This window comes from Pedobacter paludisoli (assembly GCF_052344095.1).
Classification (GTDB): Bacteria; Bacteroidota; Bacteroidia; order Sphingobacteriales; family Sphingobacteriaceae; genus Pedobacter.
Window position 1 is genome coordinate 1,123,586 of the sequence record NZ_CP179926.1, and the last position, 24,441, is coordinate 1,148,026.

The 24,441-nt window shown below is 35.2% G+C and carries 17 protein-coding genes; 6 read left to right on the forward strand and 11 right to left on the reverse strand.

Annotated elements, in window-relative coordinates:
• Positions 1-246: 246 nt before the first annotated feature.
• The gene (locus ACJVDK_RS04425; protein ID WP_443939085.1) at positions 247-3,405 is read right to left on the reverse strand and encodes a peptidase MA family metallohydrolase; all 3,159 of its coding nucleotides are present in this window, start codon (positions 3,403-3,405) and stop codon (positions 247-249) included.
• A 159-nt stretch (positions 3,406-3,564) separates the two neighbouring features.
• Positions 3,565-6,009, reverse strand: coding sequence for a transglycosylase domain-containing protein (locus ACJVDK_RS04430; protein ID WP_443939086.1), 2,445 nt, complete (start codon positions 6,007-6,009; stop codon positions 3,565-3,567).
• A 131-nt stretch (positions 6,010-6,140) separates the two neighbouring features.
• On the opposite strand from ACJVDK_RS04430, the gene ACJVDK_RS04435 reads away from it, so the two are divergent.
• The 3 genes from ACJVDK_RS04435 (at position 6,141) to ACJVDK_RS04445 (ending at position 8,527) form a co-directional block, all read left to right on the forward strand.
• The gene (locus ACJVDK_RS04435) at positions 6,141-7,025 is read left to right on the forward strand and encodes a polyphosphate kinase 2 family protein (RefSeq protein ID WP_443939087.1); all 885 of its coding nucleotides are present in this window, start codon (positions 6,141-6,143) and stop codon (positions 7,023-7,025) included.
• Between the two features lie 180 nt (positions 7,026-7,205).
• Positions 7,206-7,817 (forward strand): SatD family protein, encoded by a 612-nt coding sequence (locus tag ACJVDK_RS04440; protein ID WP_443939088.1) that lies wholly within the window; start codon positions 7,206-7,208, stop codon positions 7,815-7,817.
• Positions 7,817-8,527 carry a DUF3307 domain-containing protein gene (locus tag ACJVDK_RS04445; protein WP_443939089.1) on the forward strand — a complete coding sequence of 237 codons (711 nt, stop codon included), beginning with the start codon at positions 7,817-7,819 and terminating at the stop codon, positions 8,525-8,527. Before ACJVDK_RS04440 ends, ACJVDK_RS04445 begins: the two co-directional genes overlap by 1 nt.
• Before the next feature lie 39 nt (positions 8,528-8,566).
• On the opposite strand, the gene ACJVDK_RS04450 is transcribed toward ACJVDK_RS04445, so the two are convergent.
• The 8 genes from ACJVDK_RS04450 to ACJVDK_RS04485 all read right to left on the reverse strand — a co-directional run bounded on the left by ACJVDK_RS04450 (position 8,567) and on the right by ACJVDK_RS04485 (position 17,721).
• Complete coding sequence (locus ACJVDK_RS04450; protein WP_443939090.1) at positions 8,567-10,729, reverse strand: S9 family peptidase; 2,163 nt, start codon at positions 10,727-10,729, stop codon at positions 8,567-8,569.
• 113 nt (positions 10,730-10,842) lie between these two features.
• Entirely contained in the window at positions 10,843-11,298 is a 456-nt protein-coding gene (locus tag ACJVDK_RS04455; RefSeq protein ID WP_443939091.1) for a DUF4412 domain-containing protein, read from the reverse strand.
• Entirely contained in the window at positions 11,295-11,513 is a 219-nt protein-coding gene (locus ACJVDK_RS04460; RefSeq protein WP_443939092.1) for a hypothetical protein, read from the reverse strand. Before ACJVDK_RS04460 ends, ACJVDK_RS04455 begins: the two co-directional genes overlap by 4 nt.
• Positions 11,514-11,534: 21 nt before the next feature.
• Positions 11,535-12,302, reverse strand: coding sequence for an enoyl-CoA hydratase/isomerase family protein (locus ACJVDK_RS04465; protein WP_443939093.1), 768 nt, complete (start codon positions 12,300-12,302; stop codon positions 11,535-11,537).
• Positions 12,303-12,304: 2 nt separating this feature from the next.
• On the reverse strand, positions 12,305-14,293 hold the full coding sequence (locus ACJVDK_RS04470; RefSeq protein ID WP_443939094.1) for a ComEC/Rec2 family competence protein: 1,989 nt from the start codon (positions 14,291-14,293) through the stop codon (positions 12,305-12,307).
• Positions 14,294-14,401: 108 nt separating this feature from the next.
• A complete protein-coding gene (locus ACJVDK_RS04475; protein WP_443939095.1) occupies positions 14,402-16,438 on the reverse strand; it encodes a helix-hairpin-helix domain-containing protein in 2,037 nt (678 codons plus the stop codon).
• On the reverse strand, positions 16,428-17,228 hold the full coding sequence (locus ACJVDK_RS04480; protein ID WP_443939096.1) for a hypothetical protein: 801 nt from the start codon (positions 17,226-17,228) through the stop codon (positions 16,428-16,430). Before ACJVDK_RS04480 ends, ACJVDK_RS04475 begins: the two co-directional genes overlap by 11 nt.
• Positions 17,229-17,385: 157 nt before the next feature.
• Positions 17,386-17,721, reverse strand: a complete 336-nt coding sequence (locus ACJVDK_RS04485; protein ID WP_443939097.1) for a MerR family transcriptional regulator — start codon at positions 17,719-17,721, stop codon at positions 17,386-17,388.
• A 116-nt stretch (positions 17,722-17,837) separates the two neighbouring features.
• On the opposite strand from ACJVDK_RS04485, the gene alaS reads away from it, so the two are divergent.
• Complete coding sequence (alaS, locus tag ACJVDK_RS04490; protein WP_443939098.1) at positions 17,838-20,459, forward strand: alanine--tRNA ligase; 2,622 nt, start codon at positions 17,838-17,840, stop codon at positions 20,457-20,459.
• A gap of 328 nt (positions 20,460-20,787) precedes the next feature.
• On the forward strand, positions 20,788-22,131 hold the full coding sequence (locus tag ACJVDK_RS04495; RefSeq protein WP_443939099.1) for a hypothetical protein: 1,344 nt from the start codon (positions 20,788-20,790) through the stop codon (positions 22,129-22,131).
• A 93-nt stretch (positions 22,132-22,224) separates the two neighbouring features.
• Here the strand turns inward: ACJVDK_RS04495 and ACJVDK_RS04500 are convergent, their stop codons facing one another.
• Entirely contained in the window at positions 22,225-22,707 is a 483-nt protein-coding gene (locus ACJVDK_RS04500; RefSeq protein WP_443939100.1) for a hypothetical protein, read from the reverse strand.
• A 241-nt stretch (positions 22,708-22,948) separates the two neighbouring features.
• Between ACJVDK_RS04500 and gatB the strand changes: the two genes are divergently transcribed.
• Positions 22,949-24,412, forward strand: coding sequence for an Asp-tRNA(Asn)/Glu-tRNA(Gln) amidotransferase subunit GatB (gatB, locus tag ACJVDK_RS04505; protein ID WP_443939101.1), 1,464 nt, complete (start codon positions 22,949-22,951; stop codon positions 24,410-24,412).
• The last annotated feature ends 29 nt before the right edge of the window (positions 24,413-24,441 follow it).

Here is a 24,441-nt window from a genome sequence, read left to right on the forward strand (position 1 = left end):
AGCCCAATAAAATTGGGGCTGCCGTTTCCATCGGGCTTAAAGATGTTTGGCTTGTGCTAAATGCAAAATTTATAAAAGTAAAAAGGGACCTACATCCATAAGTCCCCTTTAATAAACCAAACAAACTATTTATGAAGTAATGGTATAACGTTTGGCTGAATTAATTGTTTTTAAAAAAATAAAATAAATCATTTTATTAAGTCACTTTTTTATTACGATGAACAGCATAGTTTAATTTTATTCGGCTTACCAACCTGGGGCAAATGTTAAACCAAATACACCTGCCTTAATATCCTTACGTTGAAAAGGGAAAGCATAATAGGGCTCCAAAATAAAATAACCAAACATGTTCACACGCAACGAAATACCCGCACTCATAATTGGAACACGTTCGTTAGTTGTTCTTAATATAACTGTTGAACCATCAGGACGCGTAACGGGAGTAACCGTATAATTTGGGTCACCACTAAATTTTAATTTATCACCGTTGCGCCATGCAATTCCAGCATCAAAGAAAAGATTCAAATCTGTAAATAAAAATTTCGATGGAACGGCTGTTAATTTTTTTGGCCCAGTAAAAGGCAAGCGAATTTCAAAATTGAAAACTGAAACTTTACTGCCACTTAGTTGGTCAATATCAAATGAATTTTCTATGTCAGAAGTGGTATTCTTATAAATTGAATTTGCTTCATATCCTCTAATGAGGTACGAATAACCAATATAATTCGGATACAATTGATCAGCGCCACTACCTACACGTAAGTTATTGTACCATCTTGTAGCAATCGTAATAGGCTTTGCACGCCAGTATTTACGCAAATCAGCAGTAATTGCTGCGAATTGATATGTGCCAAAATATTTCTCAACGCCTATGCGGTATCTAAAACCATCTAAAGGGGCTGCAATTCCAAAAACAGAATTATCACCAATGAAAGCAGCGTTTAACTGGTAAAGTGTAAAGGAATTAAAAGGAATTCCCAATTCTTCTGAAGCCGTTTGATTGTCAATTTTAGAATGATCCGAACCGATGTAATAGCCATAATCCTGACTATAATAGGTGCTGTATCGATCAATACGGTAGCTATAACGCGAGAAAGCGGTCCCCATTTCAAAACGATGACTCTTGTTAAATGGGAGAGAGGCAAACATTTGTACTTGATCTTCAAAAGTTCGTATAATATCCTGACGTTGTGTTACTGCTTTAATTGTTGGATTAGCAGGATCGCTAGTAGGTAAGGATTCTTCGGCATAGGTAGTATAACCATTTAAATACGGAATATGTGAAATTGCACCACCCCAATTGATTCTACTTTTTTGATTAATATATCCCACTAAACCACCAAAATCGTAAATCTGTCCATTAACCGACAAATTCGCAACAATTTTATTGGTACCCAAAATATCGCTAAAGACACCTAAAATACCACCACTCACACCCGTTCCGAATCTACTGGTAGATACACCAACACCGCTGTTTGCCAAATAGTCTAAGCCAAATTTTGCGCGATAAGGAACAGTTTTCAACGAATCGGCTACTATTTTCTCGAACCGGTGATAATTGTTCAAATTTGAATTGACAATGTTTACACCTAAATTTTCCATCGGTGGAAGAATAGCAGCATCAAAATTCTCTTCCGTAATGCCAACGCGTTTAGCTTTAAAACTTGACAGTTTTGCATTGTACAAAGTATAACGCTGATAACGGTAATAACTGTATACGATTTCATCCGTTTGTGAAACAGAAATAGCGGGAGAGTACTCTGTAATTCCACTAATCCCAGTAAAGTAATCGGTTAATTGATCAACTACGTTATCTTGAAGACTATATTTATACAAATTTCTAAAACCATCGCGGTTTGACAAGAAATAAATATTTTGGCTATCCGACGAGAACTGCGCATTTAAATTGTTCGCTCCAGGAAATACAGCTAAATTTCGAACAGTCTTAGTAGCAATATCATACACCGAGAGATTGATCGGATTAACAGCTGTAATATTTTTATTATCAATAGCCGCTCGGTCACTTGAAAAAACAATGCTCTTGCCATCAGGGGAGTAACTCGGAGCATAGTCTGAATAAATATCATTCGTTAATTGCGTTACTGCTTTTGTATTTAAATTGTATGAAAATATATCGCTTTGCCCTTCAACCATTCCAGAAAATGCAATGTCTTTTCCATTTGGCGACCATGTTAAATTCCCAAATTGCCCCACACTATCCATAGCTATTTTTGCCACTTGTGCCCCATTGGAAACATCAATAATCATCAGCTGATTTTTACCTTTACTAAATATACTAAAGGCAAATTGTTTGCTATCTGGCGACCAAGCTCCCGCCGATTCAATAAAGTTAAAGTCATCAATATGGCCATTTGATAATTGGCTGCTTAGTTTTCGTAGTACTTTACCTGTCTTTGCATCTGCTAAAAATAAGTCGATTCCAAATAAGTCTTTTTCAGACATAAAGGCTAAATATTTTCCATCCGGACTAATAGCAGGCGCTACGTTCATATTCCCGGCATTTTTATTATCGATAATTTTTGTACCAGTAATTCTAATTTGCGAACTATCCGCTTTTAACATCGGCTTATAATGTTCGTCAATTGCATTTTTCCATAATCCCGACAATGTTTTATCATCGTAGCCAAACATATACCGAATGGCGTTTTCATAACCGTATTTTGCCGTATTCTTAAACAAAGGAACAATGGTCGTGTCTCCGTATTGTGAACCAATATACGTCCAAAAAGCTTGTCCGTAACGATATGGAAAGTACCGATTAGATTGCGTTAAATCTTTTAAAGAAGGAATATCACGGTTCAACATGGCATCGCGCATCCACATAGAAGTAAAGGCATCTTTTTTACCAATGGATAAATATTCTGCCATTCCTTCCACCATCCATAAAGGCGTTTCACCTACGTTTTCAAGGCTTATGGAATCTTTTTCTAACAAGATATGGTATTGAAAAGCATGCACCAATTCGTGTCCTAAAACGTGGCGCGTTTGACTATTCAGCTCCATCACAGGCATTACCACACGGTTTTTTAACGCCTCGGTTACCCCGCCCGTACCAATTCCAACCTCGCCATCTAACACCGTTGTTTGTTGAAAGTCTGGATGATTATTGTAAAGAATAATTGGGTTCTTTTTAAAAAAAGTATCTCTGAAAACCTCTTGATGCATTTTGTACCATGTCTCAGCATCTTCCGAGAATCGTTTTACTAAGTTTGGATTTTTAATGTAGTAATAAAGTTCGAAATGGGGTGTTTGAAGAACTTTAAAATCCATTTTTTTGTAACGCACTTTGTTTTGTCCAAAATATTGTGCTTGAAGCGAGAATGAAAAGAAAAGAAGACTTAAAATAGGGACATAACGTTTTAAAAAAGTAGCGCTTATTTTCATAAATCTGGTTTTATAAAGTAGGAGTAAAATGCATTATAATGGAATAAAAATAACAATAGTTTAAATTTCTGAGAGAATTTTAACATTTTTTTGAATTATTCTCAGAAAAAAAGCACAAGAACGATTTAAGAACTTGTGCTTTATAAAATATGTTATCAATTAATTTTCTTCATTTTTTTTCTTTTCTTTTTCTTCCTTCCGTTGTTTTCTTCTCAATTCACGTTCTTCTTTTGGCGAAAGTGGTTCGGTTGCTGCTTGGATAGGAGGGGTCTCCACTTTCTTCTCTTCTTTCTTAATTTCAGGTTCAGCAGCTGGTACTTGCTCGTTCGTCGCAGGATCCTCAGGTATAACGTACTCTGTTGAATCAACTATTAAACTATCTGTTGTAGTGGTATCAACCGAAATTCGAGGACTTGGGCAATTTATTTTTCGTGTAATTGGAACAGTTGCTTTAGGAAAAGGGCCGTAGGTATATCCTGTTGAGGGATCTAAATACACCTTTTCCATAAACTTGGCGAAAATAGGTAGCGCGGTTCTTGAACCTTCTCCTTGTTCGCCGTTCTTAAAGTGTGCCGTGCGTTCATCGCAACCTACCCAAACCCCTGTAACTAAATCTTTTGTGATTCCCATGTACCAGGCATCAACATAATCAGACGATGTTCCGGTTTTCCCACCTATTTGATTATTCTTTTTGAATAAATTAGGCCATTCCCACAGGGCTTGAGAAGTACCGCCTGGTTCTTCCATTCCTCCACGGAACATGTATAACATTAACCAAGCAATTTCTTCAGAAAGGACACTTTTGGTTTTTGGCTTAAATTCTTCTAGAATGTTATCGTCTTGATCTGTAATTTTTTCTACGAGAATAGGGTCTGTTTTTACACCTTTATTTAAAAAGGTACTGTAAGCTTTAACCATTTCATAAACCGTAACATCATTAGAGCCTAAACTTACCGAGGGAACGGACTCCAAATGGCTATCAATTCCACATAAATGTGCATTTTTTACAACATTATCCCATCCAACTTTTTCTGTAACCTGTGCAGTTATGGTATTAACCGATTTAGCCATTGCCCAACGTAAACTCATTTCGCGGTAAGAAACACTATAATCGGCATTTTTAGGCTCCCAATATTTGGTTTGTCCATCTTCTTGATAAGGAATGCTTACCGGTTTATCCGTATAGGTATCACAAGGATTTGCTCCTTGCTCCAAAGCCGTTAAATAGGCGAAAGGTTTAAATGTTGATCCTGCTTGGCGTTTTGCTTGGTTAACATGATCGTATTTGAAGAATTTATGATCAATTCCACCAACCCAAACTTTTATTTTACCTGAAGCAGGTTCCATGGTCATCATACCAGTATTTAGTATTTTTCCATAGTAACGAATGGAATCCATTGTTGAGAAAAGTGTATCCCGATCACCTTTATAGGTGAAAATTTGCATCTTTTTCTTTTTGTTAAAATAAGCTACAACTGAATCGGGTTGATTTGGAAATTTCTTTTGTAGAAGCGCATAAATAGTTAAGTTTTTCATTGCTCTATCCGGATAATCAACCTTTTTCCCTTCTGAATCGTACCACGGATCTTCGTTTCCCCACACATTATAGAAGCGACGTTGAAGGGTTTTCATTTGATCTTGAACGGCTTCTTCAGCATACTGTTGAAGTTTGGAATCGATAGTGGTATAAATTTTTAAGCCATCTTCATACAAATCGTAATTGTTATCCGTGCACCATTTTTCTAAATATTTATCAACTGCTGAACGTAAATACGAATCGCCATTACTTTCATCTTCCACTTTTCCTTCTTTTAGCTTAATAGGTTGTGCAGATAAAGTTTTTAAACTATCGGCGCTTAAATATTTGTATTTATTCATCTGTCCTAAAACAGTATTTCTACGCTCTAATGCTTTTTCAGGGTTCTTCGTCGGATTGTACAGCGATGTTCCTTTTAACATACCAACTAATAGTGCTGATTCAGGAATGGATAATTCTTTGGATTCTTTATCAAAATAAATTCGACTAGCGGTTTTTATTCCATATGCATTGTTCCCGAACGAAACAGTATTCAAATACATGGTAATGATGTCGTTTTTAGAATAATTCGATTCCAATTTCACGGCTGTCATCCATTCTTTTAATTTCGAGATTAACGTTCTTACTACCGGTATTTTTGATAATACACCCGATGATTTATTATAGCGGGTACGATATAAATTTTTAGCTAATTGCTGCGTTATCGTGCTTGCTCCGCCGTCTTTACCTAAGCCTATTACAGCACGTAAAACTGCTTGCGCATCAATCCCCCAATGTTTATAAAAACGAACATCTTCTGTTGCAATTAAAGCATTTAATGCACTTGGCGCTATTTCGTTGTAATTTACTGGCGTGCGGTTTTCTTTAAAATAGCGACCAATCAATTTTCCATCAGAAGTGTATAATTCAGACCCTACTCTTAAGGTTGGCGCTTTTATGTCACGATAGTTTGGCGAATAGCCGAAAAGCCATAAAAAGTTAATTTGTAAGGCTGAAAAGAAAATTATTATAAAAAATATGAAAATGGATATATAACGTAAGTACTTGTTTTTTATTTCTTTAAACATATTTACCAAGAATGATGTAACCTTATTTAGTAAGGTGTTAAATATAAATAATCTCTAACTACAATTGAGTGTATTTATAATACTTATTTTTAATACTATATTTAAGTACTTGCTAAACACTAATTTTTACTATGAAAAACGAATTTAAACGATTAATTGTACGGGGAGAAAAAAAAATATTGCTAAAAGATTTTGAAACGGGTTATACTGGTGATTTGGAGAAGGAAAATGCTCAAGAGCTTTTAAAGAATGTGAAAGATGAGATGGATATATTACAAGAAACCCTGTATGCTGCTAATTCTCATTCGGTACTTATTCTCTTCCAAGCAATGGATGCAGCTGGAAAAGATGGAGCAATTGAGCACGTTATGAGTGGTATAAATCCACAAGGCTGCCAAGTCTATAGTTTTAAAACACCCACAACTGAAGAATACGAACATGATTTTTTATGGCGACATTATAAAGCTTTACCGGAACGCGGTAGGATAGGTATTCATAATCGTTCGCATTATGAAAATGTATTGGTGTGTAAAGTACATCCTGAGTATATCCTATCGGAAAAAATACCTGGAATAGATCGTGTTAAACGCATCAACAAAGCATTTTGGGAACAACGTTATAAAAGTATACGTAACTTTGAAGAGCATTTGGTAAACAATGGTACCGTTATCCTTAAATTCTTTTTGCACGTAAGTAAAGATGAGCAAAAAGCTCGTTTCTTAGATCGGATTAATGATTCTTCAAAAAACTGGAAATTTTCATCAGGTGATATTAAAGAAAGAGCTTTGTGGGATGACTATATGAAGGCATACGAAGAGGCTATAAATGAAACCAGTACAACCGATGCTCCATGGCATATTATCCCTGCTGATAAAAAATGGTTTACGCGTTTAGCTATTAGTGAGATCATTGTAGCTAAGCTTAAAGAACTAAAACTGGAATTTCCTGTTTTAAGCGCGGACGAACAAAGCAAATTACAAAAAACAAAAGAACTACTTTTAGCTGAAAAGAAGTAACATGTAAAATTATCGGCTAAATACCCGATAATTAAGAATATCGGCTAAATACCCGATAATTAAGAATATCGGCTAAATACCCGATAATTAAGAATATCGGCTAAACACCCGATAATTAGAAATATCGGCTAAATACCCGATAATTTCTTTGCATTTTAATAAAAATACCGATATTGTACTATGGTTTGCATCATCACAGGCGATATTATCGACTCTAGAAAGCTACAAGTAGCTTGGCTGGACAGTTTAAAAGCAGGTTTAAAGCAGGTTTCTGCCAATAGCCGTAAATGGGAAATCTACCGTGGAGATAGTTTTCAAGTAGAGGTAGCTCCACAAGAAGCACTAAAAACTGCAATATATTTGAAAGCTTGCATTAAAACACATAAACTGGCAGATGTACGGATGGGAATTGGGTTGGGAAATATTAAAACACAACGTGCAAAACTTACCGAAGCCAATGGCGACGCTTTTGTGTATTCAGGACATGCGTTTGAAAGTTTGAAAGAATTAAAGGTTAATTTAGCCATTAAAAGTGACTATACTGTATTTGATGAAGAAATGAATTTAATTTTCAAGCTTGCTCTTGTCACAATGGATAGTTGGGGCGTAGTTGCTGCAGAGATGGTAAAACTTGCTATTGAAAACGAAAATTTAGTACAAAGCGATTTAGCCGAGTTTTCAGGCCGCAAACAATCTTCGGTTAGTGAAGCATTAAAACGAGCACGTTTTAATGAGTTAATGGAAATGGATGCTTTGTATCGCAAAAAAATAAATCAGATAATCACTACTTAATGGATATTGTTTTAATTAAGCTAATCATCGCCCACCTAATCGGAGACTTTTTTTTACAACCTAACTCTTGGGTTAAGGATAAAACTGAAAAGAAGCTTAAGTCAAGCAAATTGTATTTACATGTGCTAGTACACGTAATTTTAATATTTGTGCTGTTTTTTAACTTTCAAGTTTGGAAAATGGCACTTCTGATTGGATTTTTCCATTTGCTAATTGATGCCTGTAAAAGTATTTTCCAAACATCTAAAAATGCGAGAATGCTATTTTTTATCGATCAAGGACTACATTTTTTAGTAATCGTGGGCATTTGGTTATTGTTTACTGATATCAATGTGAAAATCACATTTTTAAATAATATTAATTTTTGGATCTTATTAACAGGCACTGCTTTTCTAAGTGTTCCAACTGCTATTATTATGAAAGTAATCATAGCAAAATGGCTACCAACAGAACAAGCAACAGGAAGAACATCCTTGCAAAATGCAGGTAAATATATTGGTGTTTTAGAACGGTTGCTTATTTTCCTGTTTATTTTAACAAATCATTTTGAAGCGGTGGGATTTCTATTAGCAGCTAAATCCATATTTCGCTTTGGCGATTTAAAAGATGCACATGATATTAAGTTAACCGAATATGTATTAATTGGAACCTTATTAAGTTTTGGAATAGCCATTGCAACGGCACTTTTTTCTCAATATTTAATTGCATAAAAAAGGTTGCTTTTTTATGGCAACCTTTTTTTGTACTGTTTATCTTGCTCCAGGAGGACAATTTTCTTTTAAAAATTTGGTGAAGGTTAACGCCAAATGTTCACTGGTTCCTTCGCCTTCACTAATGCTGTGTGTCCGATTTGGATAACTCATCAATTGAAACACCTTTTTGTTTTTAACTAATTCATTAATCAACATTTCCGCATTTTGATAATGCACATTATCATCTCCAGTACCGTGAATGTATAATAAATTACCTTTCAAATTTTTTGCATACGTTATAGGTGAACCCTTTACATAAGCATCTTTACTAGGAAAAGGTGTGCCCATATAGCGTTCTTGGTAAATATTATCGTACGTTAATTGATTCCCAACGGCTGCAATAGCTATTCCTGTTTTATAAATTTCAGGATATTGAAATAACAAGTTTAAGGTAGAAGATCCACCACCGCTCCATCCCCAAACAGCGACACGGTCTTTATCCATAAATGCATTCGTAGCTAATAATTTCTTAGTAGCCATGGCTTGATCGCGAACATTTAAAACACCAATGTTTTTATAAATGCTTTTACGCCATGTTGCTCCCTTTGGCACGGGTGCTCCGCGATTATCCATCGAAATATAGATATATCCATCCTTAGCCATGTCTCCAGCATACAAACGATTTCTTCCCGCACTTGGCAAATCTGCTGCTGTTTGTGAGGCCGGCTCACCATATACGTAAAATAATACTGGATATTTTTTAGTAGGGTCAAAGTTGTCAGGTTTCTTCATCCACCCATCCATTACAACTCCATCTTCTGTAGTAACTTTAAAGAATTCTACTTTGTTTTTTTGCGCGGGTTGCTTGGCTAATTGATTGGTAATACTTCCATCCATTGTAAAAGGATTTCCGGTTGAAAAGTTAAGCCATTCGCTAACCGGAAACACAGTTGAGCTCATATAAGAGTGGAAAGCAAAAGCTGCGTTCGGTGAAATATCGTAATTGTGTGTTCCAGGTAGGATAGAAGGGGTAACCAATTCTAATTTTCCCTTACCATCTAACTTCGTTTTGTATAAATATTTCTGCGTTGCATTGGTAGGAGAGGCTAAAAAATAAGCGTGATTACCTTTTTCATCAATCAGTTTTAAATCAATTAAATCATAATCCCCTTTGGTAACCAGTGTTTGCTTTTTGCCATCTCGCGAAATTCTATATAAATGTTTCCAACCATCCTTTTCAGTAATTAGACTGAATTCTTTATTTCCATTTAACCAAACCCAATTTTCATAGGCATCTACCCAAGTCGTATTGGTTTCTGTGTAGATTGCTTTTGCGGAGCCTGTAGAAGCATTGCAAACAAATAAAATGCTTTCATTTTGCTGGCGATTTAACTGTTGAAGTAAAATTTCATTGCTATTAGGAATCCATTCCATACGAGGAACATAATGCTGAATATTATCACCAGGAATGTTTAACCAATTCGTTTTTGCAGAGGCAATATCCACAACACCTACTTTGCAAGCTGATGGATCTTGACCTACCTTTGGATATTCAACAGGGATGGTATAAGCGTAAATAGAATCCGTATTGTTAATCATCAAGAAGTTCTTGATTTTAGTAGCATCAATTTGCCAATAAGCTATTGATTTTCCGTCAGGACTCCATCTAAAACCATCTCTACAATCAAATTCTTCTTCATAAGCCCAATCAAATGTTCCATTAATAAGTCTTTCGGTACCGTCGTTTGTTAAAGCTTTTGAATTGCTCCCATCAATATTTTCAACATATAGATTGTGTTTACTTACATAAGCAACTTTATCTCCATTAGGTGATAATTTTGCAAACATTAAGGACGAAGGAGTTTTGTCTTTTCCTATCTGATTTAACTTTTTTGAGTTTATATCATATACCCAATAATCTCCGCGTGTATCATAGCGCCAAACTTTCTTACTATTGGTATAAATTAGTGCTTTCGTACCGTCGTTTGAAAATTGAAAACTTCGAATAGGAATAAGAGTTCCATTAGCTGACTTTAAATCATTTTGATTAATAATTACTTTCTTCTCCATTTTTGGGGGTGTAATGGAGACAATTGATCCCTCGGAAACTTGATAAAACGAGTTACCGTCTTTTGTCCAATTAATATTTTGTGCTTGTACTTTGCCTATACTAGTTAATAAGGCAATGGAAAGAAATAGATAATAGAGTTTTTTTTTCATTAATGTTAGGTTTGGATATAGAATTTGCTTCATAAAAAAGGCTTTTTTCACTTCCGGCAAATTTATATAAAAGCTGAAAGTAAAAAAAGCCTGTATTTTGCTACGAATAAAATTTATTCGCCGCCACCCATTGACATAAGTGCTTGCATAGTTGTTTCTTCGTAACCTGCAGGTACAGCAGTTGAGATTTCACCAACTTTACCTTCATTAATTGATTTAATGATACTAATGGTTTCAATTCCACGCTGTTTACTAGTATATTTTACAGGAACTGCATTTAAGCCTGGAAAAAGATCTTTTGTGCCAACGTTTGGCAATTCAATATCTTTTGTAGCCCATAATTCTTTAGCCAAACCTGCAGCATCTTTGTAGGTATATTTCTCTGCACTATAGCCTGCAATTGTTTGTTTTTCTCCCGTTGCTTTAAAATCTGAAGCTTTTCCTGCTTCTTCTAAAAATTTTTCCATGTCTTCTTTAGACTGTTTTACAGCATATTGCTTTTGAGCAACTGGAACATCCACTAAAATTAAACCGGTTTTTGCATTGTGATCAGAAATAACACTAATCATTGCCAGTGCTCCATTTCTATTTTAGTTAAACCATTGTTGAATTTTAACTTCATTTCAGATGGAAGTGCAGCTTCATACGGTTTTTGCTCGGCAGTTAAATTATAAGATAATGTGTAGGTAATGGTGCCTTCAGTGATTTTCTTTTGCGCATGAGCAATAATTGCTGTGCTCACTAAAATAAGCGCAACTACGCTGGTTTTGATAGATTTGAACATGATTTTATTTAGTTAATTTATTTACCAATTAATTTTTTCTTTTGTTAGGAATGATGCAATTCCCCTTTTAAAGTCATCTGTTTCTCTTACTCTTGCATTAATTTGAACCGCTATATCTAAACTTTTAAGCAAATTCGGATTTGTAGTTTGCGTAATTAACTGTTTGGTAATCATTAAAGAATAACCAGAGGCATCATTACACAAATTTAATGCAAATTCGTTAACTTTTTGATTAATCTCGACCGAACTTGTTACAAAATTTATCAATTTATATTTTAGTGCCTTTTCTGCATCAAATATATTACCCGACAAGAGTATTTCCTTTGCATTTGCTTCATTTACCTTTTGCATTAAGAAACAAGAAACAATAGCAGGCACAAAGCCAATTTTAACTTCTGAATAACCAAATTTACTTTCTGGTGTGGCAAAAACAATATCACAAATGGTAGCTAAACCACAACCACCAGCAATTGCAGCTCCTTCAATTTGTGCAATAACAATCTTAGGTAAATAATAAATAGTTGTAAAAAGGTTCTTTAGATTATTGGAGTCTTGCACATTTTCTTCGTAACTAAAATGTAGCATTTCTTGAAAATATTCCAAATCAGCACCTGCACAAAATGCAGGTCCATTGGCTTTCAGTACAATAACTTTTACACTATCATCTTCAGAAGCTCGTAAAAATGCCTCTGTTAGTTCCGATATTAATGCCGGATTAAGTGCATTACGCTTTTCGGGGCGGTTTAATGTTAAGGTTGCGATCCTGTTGCTTACTTCGTATAATACCATACTTATCGTATTGACTTCAACTCTATCAAATATGCTTTATTTTTTTTTAATATATGAGGCCTTATTCCAATATTTTTTGAAGTAACATACAATTCCCGTGCCCGATAATCAGAATTGGTACCATCTATTATTAAATCGGTATACTTTATTTTAGTTGTGAGACTATCTAGTTCAAATTTGGAATTATTATGAAACCATACACTCGAAAAATCTCCCGTAACCTTAAAATTTTTGTTGTTCAAGCTTTTATCAATGAGCAGAATTTTATAATCATTGAAAATTATTTGATAATTCTTTTGAACAAAATACGACCTGACACTTTCTTCATTGAATGGTACAAAATCTATTTTTCGCACGTTTACTTGATCCAACGCGGGTTTGATAAAATAGATAAAATTTTTATCATTCTCTTTCAAGTCACTTACAAGTACTGCTTCATTTCCTTGGATAAAAGCGGTGGCGTAATTCTTTTTTAAGGAGAAAAAAATGATTTTTTCTTGTCTGCTGTAGCGATAATCGTCGTATACAATCAATAACTCGTACAGTATAAAAATAGAAAGGGCTGCAAAAAGAAATTTCTTTATTCGTTGATCAAAAGCATAAATAAGGCATCCGAGAGCAAGGCTCAGACAAATAAATTGTATCAGATTGATCCATAAAGAATTAACAGTTGAGTAAGGTAAATTCGCAATCCCACGAAGTAAATGATTGGTGAATACAATTATCCACTTTAAAATAGGTGCCAAAAATCCGAAACCAGGGATTAAAACCAAAATTCCCAAGTAAAGCATTAAAATTAACGGTATTGTTATCGCAAGATTGGCAAATAAAAAATAAATAGGAAATTGATGAAAATAATAGATGCTAAGGGGAAAGGTAACCAATTGCGCAGATAAGGATAAAGCGACAAAATTTTGCAATTTTGATACCCATTGGTTTTTAAAGTGACACAAGCTGTTGAATTTCGGTTGGAGGTATATCAAGCCAAAAACGGCAACATAGGAAAGCTGAAAGCCGACATCCCAAATCATGAATGGATCATAGATTAAAGCACAAAATGCTGAAAAGGCTAAGATATTGTAACCGCTTCTATTTTTTGTAAATGTTTTTGCGGTAATAAAAATGCTAATCATAATAGCAGACCTAACCACCGCTGGAGACATCCCCGTAAGCAAAGCATAGCCCCAAATTAGCGTGCAGATGCAAACAAGTTTAATAATCTTTAAGGATTGCTTTTTATCTAAAAATATGAATAGAAAACTTAAAATTGTGTAGATGATAGCTACGTGGGCACCTGATACGGATAAAGCATGAATGGTTCCTGTTTTTGAATAAGCAGACAATAAATCTTTGTCTAAATTAGATCGATAACCTAAAATCAAGGTGGAAGCTACCGCATATGCTTCATCATCTTTAATTAGTTTTCGATAGGTTGCCAGTTGTTGATTACGGACCCGCAATGCAGCGCTTACGAACGTATTTCCCTTATTGTTGCCCGTCTTTAAAAGATTATCTTGCTTAACAAATGCCTGATGATAAATATTTTGTGCTGCCAGCCAAGCCTTAAAATCGAACTCGGCAGGATTGTAGGGCGGCTCTACCTCCGTATAACTTGACACTACGAGCAATTCATCTCCATAGGCCAAAGAGATAGGCTGTAAACTGTCTGTTTTCAATGCTAGCAGTATTTTCCCAGTTAGACGTTGTTCTTTTTGATTCTCAAACCCTGATAATACGTCGGCTTTAAACCGAATGATGTCGTTCTTTTTTTGAGCTTCGTCACAAATTCTAACTTTTAAATAACGATAATTTTTCGCACCAAAATAACTTGCGAATATTTTATCGTTATGCAATAAACAAATAGTAGCACCCAGCAAAAAAAAGAATGAATAAAAGAGGGCACCAATAATTCCTTTGTGCCGATGGAACCTGCCTTTAGCATAGAAAAAATGTAACAGGAACAAAGAAACAAGTACAATCAATGCTGACATGCCAGATATTAAAAGAAGAGACATTCTTGGCGTAAAATAAACGCTCATAATCCCCAGAATTAAGGGAAGAAGCACACGAACAAAAACGAATTCTTCTTTAAACATAATCTAGAACTGATAGCGTATAAGTGTTTTAATTTCCGATTTTTTGTTCCCTTGAATCTCATCGAGGTAATTACCAACTGTTTGTACATCCTGATAGGAGAACAATGCGTATCGCAACCAAATGGATAATTTTTTAGCTAGTTTATACTTAATATTCAAGTAGCTACGTAGGCCTTTTCCATTATACATACCAAAAGCAAAACTGTACAGAACATCGTCTTCATAAGCATAAATACGGCTGTTATAGCTTGGCGTATTGAAGTAAGCCAACCGAATGTTTCCCGTGATTTTCGAAAACATGGGCGAGTAGCTAGCGTCTTGATAAATTAAATAACCGAATTCGCTGTTATTGTTTCCTTTACGGTATTGCGAGCATTCTAATCTATTTTGAAAGCTGAAGCGCTTGTTCAACTGCCAGTTAACATCAAATCGGTAACCTTCTTTTTTAACATCATCTAAATAGTTGATTAACACCGGTTCATCTGTATTCTGTTGTTTGCTCTCGCTCTTGAATCGGGCAATAAATTTAAGCGTTTTCTTGGGGGAGAAAATTGCTTGCGCAAAAAGTTCGTATCCTCCTGAAGGGGCATCAACACGGTATTTTAGCCAAGGAAATTTAAAATAATCACCATAGAACGAAAAAGCCCATCGTTTGTTTGGTATTATATTCAATCCTGTATAAAGACCTTTTTCATTGGTTGCCTCACTTGATTCGGCCATAGCCTGATTAAAGAAATTGGTATAATTTTTTGGATAATTACGATAGGCAACTGCCATGGAAACAATGGGGCTCAAGCTTATTAATGCACCGCCTGTATAAGCTAGAGAACCATTTAAACTATATCCAGCTTCGCCGTACAAATAGACATTTCGATACGTGTAATTTGAATAAACACCGGTATTAATGAGTGATTTTCCTGTAAATGAAAATTGGTCATATACGGCATCTTTAGTGATAAATTTATTGGAAAATTTGGTTTGAAAACCTATAAAACCTATCGCAAGTTCTTGCTTTGTGTATTCAAGCACAGCGCCATAAACTTGTTGCCCTAAGGTAGCTTTGTTTTTGATTTCAGAAGGCGTTCGGTGTAAACCAGATTGATTAATGGTTGATTGAACAAGTTCGCCGTTTGCATCCACTAATTGATTTGCATCTAACTTCCGAAAGGAAACAAAAGGAGTAACTTTCAAATGGGTTGAGAGTAATACAGTTGCTGCAGTTCCGCGTAAAAAAGAATACTCATTGGCAGAAGTGTAAGGGCGCAAACCCATGTCTTTTTTTACGACACTGGTAACGTCAGGCCCCTTGCCAAATGAAAAACCAGCCCACATGGTTAAACCTTGCCCAAATTGTAAACTGTAATCTCCTACAATCAGTTTACTTATTTTTCCAAGTTTAGCGAGCGTAATATTTCCAGAAATGAAATCGGTTGGTTTTCCAAAGAATTTTTCACCCGCATCTTTTTCTACGGTTAAAGCAGCAGATAGAATATTACCAAAATAATAACGATAGCGGCCTAGAAATCTGGATGGGGAACCCAAATACCGGTTTTGAGGTAAATCTGTAAAACCTTTTTGTTGCTCCAAAAGACTGGCATAACGCATAATTAAATCATTATCACTATTCTTAAGAGCATTTTTGAAGGTTAACTTTTCGTATTCATTAGCAGTATTTACCGTAACAAAGGGGAGTAAATTCTGTACCAGATTAGTATCAAATCCATCAATCACTTGTAATTCAAGTATATTTTCTACGCGTCCATTATCTTTTCTATACGTAATGAAATTGCTAATCTGTAGGGGCGACAAAAAGATAATTCTTTTCAAATCGTCGGCGGTAGCAGTATTTAAATCAATGGGGTGCTTGCGTAACCTTGTTAATGCATCCACTAATTCAATCATATCGTAATCATCGGGTAATACTTCCGAAACGCTTTCTACAATATCGCGTATATTTACTTCCTCATCAGGATTTTGGGCCAATACTGTTGAGCAGAACCCCAGCAGAACAAGTAGTAATGTAAAAAGTCTAAAATGCATAGCCAATTGAAATTTGAGGAGAGTACCCTAGATTCGCGTTATAAGCACTTGCCATATCCATCTTGAATTTTCGATAGTTTAAGCCAAAGCCAAAATATTGTTTAAATGGCTTGGCACTTAAACCAGCACGCAAACTGAGCGCATGAATTATTTTATAATCGATTCCTAGTCTAACATCTAGAACTTGGTTTATAATTTTTGCAACCGTCGTTGCAAGCAGCACTTTATCAGATGCTAAAAAACTAGCGCCAATAGTATAGGAAGTAGGAATGTTTGCCGCCAAAGAAGTATTCGTGTAGTTTTGTTTGGAAGGATTACTGGTATAAATTCCAAGTAAGAATTTCGTATTGAATTGATACATAGCGCCTACATCTACAGAAAAACTGTTGGTAGATCCGTATTGTGCAATCTTTAATTGGTGATAATTAAAATTAAGTCCTAAGGATAGCCTGCTTCCAAATTTTTTAGCATACCCAAAACCTATTTTATTCTCGCTATATGCCGAAAAACCATAGCGTTGTGCACTTAAAGCAGGAAAATTATTTTTTATAGGAAATACAGCTACAAAAGCTTGGGTACTTACTTCATTACTAAACAAGTGCTTTGTGTAAGCTAAGGAAAGGGTTGTAGTAGAAAGATTTGTAATACCCGAAGGATTTGCTTGGATAGACCATGCATCTTGTACGGCTGCACCATTCTCTGCCATAGCCATTAACCTGGGACCTAATGAATTTTGGGCAAATAAAAAAGTCGGGAAATAAATTAATGTAAACAAACACCAAATTTTCATAAATAGTATATAACAATTTAAATCAATAGGGTGATTGTAATTGTAAATATACGTATTTGACTTATTTATTCAAAAAAAATAGTGTGACCTTATTTAAATTTAAAAGAAAGCTGTATTTTCTTCGGGAAAGAGTTTGAATTGTGTGGAGCGTATTCGCTTATAATTCTTGTGCTAAATTCATCAAGAAAGTCTTTAAATTCTCTAACGAATCAATAATCTTTTGATTCTCTTTCACATCTGATTTATTATGTTTTAAATAATCTTTAGCTCCTTTTAGGGTGAAGCCTTTTTCATCTACCAGATTAAAAATAATTTTGAGATTTTCGATGTCATCGGGGGTAAAAAGGCGATTACCTTTTTTATTCTTTTTGGGTTGAAGAATCTCAAATTCTTTTTCGTAAAATCGGATTTGAGAAGCATTTACTTTAAACATTTCCGTCACTTCGCCCATTGTATAATACATTTTATTAATGTCTCTTTCTTTATACGGCATAGCTTATCACTGATTATGAGGGTTTTACATCGGTTAATTAAAGTACTCAAATGTAATAGGATTTTTCCTTAATAACGCAATAAAATTTTAATTTTGTTTCTTCAATTTTATACTTAATGACAGCACAAGAGATTAGACAAGCATTCTTAGAGTTTTTTAAACAAAAGCAACATCACATTGTCGCATCGGCACCTATTGTCGTGAAAAATGACCCGACCTTAATGTTTACCAATGCCGGCATGAACCAATTTAAAGATTTGTTTTTAGGAGAAGCCGCCATTAAGTATTCCCGCGTTGCAGATACACAACGTTGTTTACGCGTTTCTGGTAAACACAACGATTTAGAGGAAGTAGGTATTGATACCTATCACCATACCATGTTTGAAATGCTAGGGAATTGGAGCTTTGGCGATTATTTCAAAAAAGAAGCCATTGCCTGGAGTTGGGAATTACTAACCGAAGTATATAAAATTCCAAAAGATAAACTATATGTAACGTATTTTGAAGGAGATGAAAAAGAAGGTTTAGCAAAAGACCAAGAAGCATACGATCTTTGGAAACAATATGTAGATGAAAGCCATATTTTACCTGGAAATAAGAAAGATAACTTCTGGGAAATGGGCGATACTGGTCCTTGTGGTCCTTGCTCTGAAATTCATGTGGATTGCCGTACCGACGAAGAAAAAGCAGCAGTAGATGGCGCAAGCTTGATCAATGCCGATCACCCGCAAGTAATTGAAATTTGGAACAACGTTTTTATGCAATTTAACCGATTAAAAGATGGTTCTTTGCAAAGTCTTCCAGCAAAGCATGTCGACACGGGTATGGGCTTCGAGCGTTTAGTGCGCGTTTTACAAGAAAAGACTTCTAATTACGATACTGACGTTTTCCAACCGCTCATTCAATTTATTTCTTCTAAATGTGGTATCAAATACGGCGCTGAAGAAAAAACGGATATCGCCATGCGTGTAATGGCGGATCATATTCGTGCCATTTCATTTGTAATTGCCGACGGACAGCTTCCTTCGAACAATAAAGCAGGGTATGTGATTCGTCGAATTTTACGTCGTGCCGTACGATATGCCTATACCTTTTTAGATTTTAAAGAGCCTTTTTTAAATCAATTGGTTCCGCTTCTTGCCAAGCAGTTTAAAGGAGTGTTCGATGAATTATCATCACAACAAGATTTTGTTCAAAAGGTGGTATTGGAAGAAGAAGTATCATTCTTAAGAACATTATCTACTGGTATTCAGCGTTTTGAAAAATATCAAGCTGAAAATAATTCGGTAGAAGGTAGTTTTGCTTTTGAATTATCTGATACTTTTGGTTTTCCTATCGATTTAACAGAATTAATGGCAAGAGAAAAAGGTTGGACTGTAGACATTGCTGCCTATGAACAAGCGCTTAAAAAACAAAAAGACGATAGTCGTGCTGCAACTGCCATTGATACCAGTGACTGGGTAATTATTAACCAGGGAGAGCAAAGCGAATTTGTTGGATACGATGATTTAGAGGTAGAAACCGAAATTTTAAAATACCGCAAAGTAAAAGCAAAAGGAAAGGAACAATATCAAATAGTTTTGAGCCAAACACCCTTTTATGCTGAAAGCGGTGGTCAGGTAGGAGATACCGGTCGCTTAGAAGATCATAGTCGTCAATTTTGGATACACATTACCGATACCAAGAAGGAAAATGGCTTAACGGTTCATTTTACAGATATCCTTCCAGAAGATTTAGAGGGGAAATTCTGGGCAGTGGTTGATGAAGATAAGCGTATTTTAACCGAAGATAATCACTCCGCTACGCACTTGTTACATGCTGCCTTAAAACAAGTACTGGGACAACATGTAAATCAAAAAGGTTCATTGGTAAACGCAGATTATTTACGTTTCGACTTTTCGCACTTTGCAAAAGTTACCGATGACGAATTGGCTCAAATTGAATCAATTGTAAATCAAAAAGTACGACAAAACATCAAGTTAAAGGAAGACCGAAATGTACCGTATCAAGACGCTATTGAGAGTGGCGTAACAGCTTTGTTTGGAGAAAAATATGGCGATTTTGTACGTGTTATTACTTTTGATGATCATTATTCAAAAGAGTTGTGTGGTGGTACACATGTAAAGGCAACTGGCCAAATTGGTTCATTTAAAATTGTATCAGAAAGCGCCGTTGCAGCGGGTGTGCGTCGTATTGAAGCCATTACAGCTGATAAAGCAGAAGAATATTTCTTAGCTCAAAGACAAGAATTATCGCAGTTAAAAACGTTATTAAATGGAAGCAAAGATTTATCAGCCGCTATTCAAGCCCTGTTGGATGAAAATGCCAAGCTGAAAAAAGAAATTGAAAAATCTACCTTAGAAAGAGTGGATAATTTAAAGCATGAGATCGTTCATCACGTAAGAGGCATTCATGGAATCAATTTAATTGCTAAACACATTGATTTACCAAATGCCGATGCAATTAAAAACCTTGCATTCTCGCTTCGTGATATGATTGATAACTTATTCTTAGTATTTACAACAGAGATTGATGGAAAACCAGGTATAACCGTGATGTTATCCGACCATTTGGTTAAGAACAAAGGAATGAACGCCTCAAACATTGTGCGCGAATTAGCCAAAGAAATTCAAGGCGGTGGGGGTGGACAGCCATTTTATGCTACGGCTGGAGGAAAAAATATAGCAGGCTTAACCAAAGTTCTTGAAAAAGCAGAGCAATTTGCCTTAGCTCAGTAACTAAGATTTATTCTTCAGAAGATATTCTTCTTAAAGATTAATTTAAAACCTCCTGATTCTATTCGATTCAGGAGGTTTTTTTATGATATTTTTTATAAATATTAAATTTTAATCAATCCTAAAACACAGTATTATAGTATCTTACTAAACAATTATCTTAGCAAAAAAGAGGTTTAAAGCCTCTTTTTTTTGTTTTATATGGTATTGACGCAATCAGCATATGTATTATTAAACTTCATGTTTTACATTATTACAATTACTTTTTACTTATACAAACAATGTGAGTATATTTATTTATCTATTACTAATAAATTAAATCACCCTAATCATGAAAAAGTCTGTAAAAATCACATTAAGAAAAGTAGTAGGTTTAAGTTTTGCCCTATTTCTTTTATGTAATTTAATTGCCTGTGTTAAGGAAAACAATCTTTCAACGGAGCTAATTGAAGAAAAAACTACTTCTAGTGGGTTAACTATTCCTATTGAACCCTCTTTAACAATTGTTCATTGGGACTTAGATTCGTTATATGGAATAAATCAAGCTGGATTTGCTAGCGTAATCAATAAAGCTAAACAGCATTTTGCAACTTTACCCAATGATACGATTATGATTCATATTGCGGCCGGTTCGTATACCATTGGTGGAAATGGTGGCCCAGGGATAAATTTTGGTTCCAACCTAAATGTGGGCGAACATGGAAGACTAATTTTTGTTGGCGCAGGTATGAATTCAACCAAATTAATCTTTACTGAAGTAGCTCAGGATATGTTACGAGGGTATAATATTAATAGATTAGAATTCAGAGATATGCACATGGCAAGAGACCGATACACTGTTACACAAGGAACAGTTGTATCTGTAACCGCCGGATCTATCGTTTTAGATATACATGCTGGATTTCCAACTCCTTTATCAATTTATAGCAGTACTTCCGATCAAGGAAGATATTTACGCCGCTATACATCAAGCTTAATAGATCCACAAGTAATACAAACAAACAACGATCAGGTTCCTTGGGGTTGGAGAGCAGGAGCCCCTATAGCGCCAGTTTCTGTAGCGGGAGGAAGTGGAAACCTTTGGAGAATTTATCTAGCCAACCCAAATACAGTTCTAAACAATTATGCAGTAGGAGAGTTAGTAGGGATTAAATCAAAACACGAAGGCAATGTTTATTGGTTTTCAAGAGGCAATGATTTGGTATTTAGAAATATTAAATGGACTGGAAGTAGCAGAGGCTTAGTTAGAAATGGTTTTAGTAATGTATTGATAAAAGGATGTAGAATTGAGCGTGACGCTCCAATAGGTGGCCAAGTTCCTTGTTTATCTACTCCCTCAGGAGGTCCGCAAATGAATCAATTAGATGTCGTTGCTTCTAGCAATATGGTGATAGATAGTTTATATTGTGATTCTCCAGGAGATGATTGCGTCGCTTTTTTTAATGTTAATGGAGGAAAAGTTATCAACTGTACTTTACGAAATTCTTTTGCAAGGGGAATTTATTTGACACAAAAAGCACAGGATATTTGCGTATTAAATACAACTATACCTAATTCTCCAATTCAATTAATAGGCACTCCCACTCCAATAGTCACTACTCCGCTAATAACTTTTGATTTAAATGAAGCTTATTCTGCTGGTATTATCAATACAAATTGTGGCGTTCCTTATTAAAGGTTATTATACTAAAACGGGTAATTTTCGATAGGAAAATTACCCGTTTTTCGTTTCCAAAGAGAAGTTTTAAGTATATACCTTCTTCATTACTTAATGTCTACCTTTTCCATGATGCTCCTGACGTCTATGGTCATCGTGTTTATTATGCTTGTGATGTTGAGGTCGATTGTTGTAAGAGGGATATCTTTGTGGACGATAATTACCTCCGTAAGAAGAATGTACATAATTTACTTGCCTTGTGTACATCGTTCTATGACTTGCATAATTTCTGTAAGGAGAAGAACCGTGCATCACAATTTTTCTACAATTGTTTAAATTGTATCCTCTATAACGCGTTGGTAAATAACCTGAACGAACCCATCTACTTCCGCTTAAATACACAAACTGACGTTGAGGAACATAATAGTAGGCCTCTACCTCTGGTAAATAATAATAATTTACACTCGCATATCCAGCAGGAACCCATGCAGGTTGTGTGCCTATATTTACACTAATGTTAACTTGAGCTTTAGATGAATTTGAATAGGACGCTAATGCACCTACCAGGGCTGTAATAACGAATAACTTTTTCATAGTAATGATTATTTGTGTGTACATGGTAAATGCCAAATTCTGTGCCAAAACAAGATAAAAACCTTTTCTTGATGGAACGATTGTCGTTTATCAACATTAAATCAGCCAGTTACAACGAGTTTTATTTTTCATCACGACATACACAAATTATTTTACGACTACAGTATTCGCTTTATTAGCGATACATTAAATATTGACTATATTTGCTAAATACTTTATAAATAAATCTAATAAGCGTTTAATGTCGTCAGTAGAAACTAAACAATACGATACTTTTGAACTCGTTTCAGGATTAGAAATTCACGTCCAGTTAAATACCCAAACTAAGATATTCTCAGCAGATAGTGCTGCTTTCGGTGCTTTGCCTAATCAAAATATATCAACAGTTTCGTTGGCCTTGCCAGGAGCCTTACCAAAATTAAATAAAGAAGTAGTTGCAAAAGCTGTCCGCATCGGTTTGGCATTAAATTGTACCATCAATCAAGTAAATCACTTCGATCGTAAGAATTATTTTTATGCCGATTTACCAAAGGGATATCAAATTACACAAGATAATCAGCCTATTTGCATAAATGGTTTCTTGGAAGTCGAGCTTTCAGACGGCAGCACCAAAAAAATTGGCATTAATCGGATTCACTTAGAAGAAGATGCGGGTAAAAGTATCCATGATCAAAACGATCACTTTTCCTTGGTCGATTTAAATCGTGCCGGTGTGCCTTTAATAGAAATTGTGACCGAACCGGATATCCGCAGTGCGGAAGAAGCATCGGCATTACTTACAGAAATACGCAAATTAGTTCGCCATTTAAATGTGAGCGATGGCAATATGGAAGAAGGAAGTTTACGTTGTGATGCAAACATCTCTATTCGTCCAAAAGGAGCAACCACCTTTGGCACACGCTGTGAAGTAAAAAACTTAAACTCTATGCGAAATGTACGTAGAGCGGTAGAATTTGAATTTGAGCGCCAAGCAGAATTGGTATCCAATGGAGGACAAATTATTCAAAGTACCTTAAATTTTGATGCTGAGAAAGGTACTACATCGCCTATGCGTACCAAGGAGGAAGCAAATGATTACCGTTATTTTTCCGATCCCGATTTGCAACCCATTCATATTTCAGATGCTTGGTTAAACGAGATTAAACAATCTATGCCAGCATTACCGAATGAAATTTCAAAGCAATTGATTACCGACTTTGGTATCAGCAAAGCGGATGCGGTTTTATTTGCAGAAGATTTAGATTTATTGTCATTTTTAACGAAAGGTCTTCCCGTAATTAAAAATAAAAAATCCTTAATCAATTGGTTAATTGGACCAGTAAGAGCCATTTTAAATGAGCGCAACGGTTCTATTCTTGATTTAAAAATAACGCCAGAGCAATTAGCTGAAATCATTAATTTGGTGGATAATAAGAAGCTAAGCCAGCCTATTGCGTTGCAAGAGTTATTGCCTGCACTTGAAAAAATGGAAAATCAAGATGTATTTCAAGTAGCTACCAATTTAAGTTTATTCATATCTGAAAACAATGATGAATTGGATGTGTTTATTGAGGAAGTTTTGACAAAATATCCTCAGCAAGTAGAGGCTTTTAAAAAGGGTAAAAAAGGCGTTTTGGGTTTATTTGTAGGCGATGTGATGAAATTAGCTAAAGGAAAAGCCGATGCAAAAAAATTAAACGAACGAATTCTAGAAAAATTAAAATAATACATACGCTTCCAAAAAGAAAAACATAC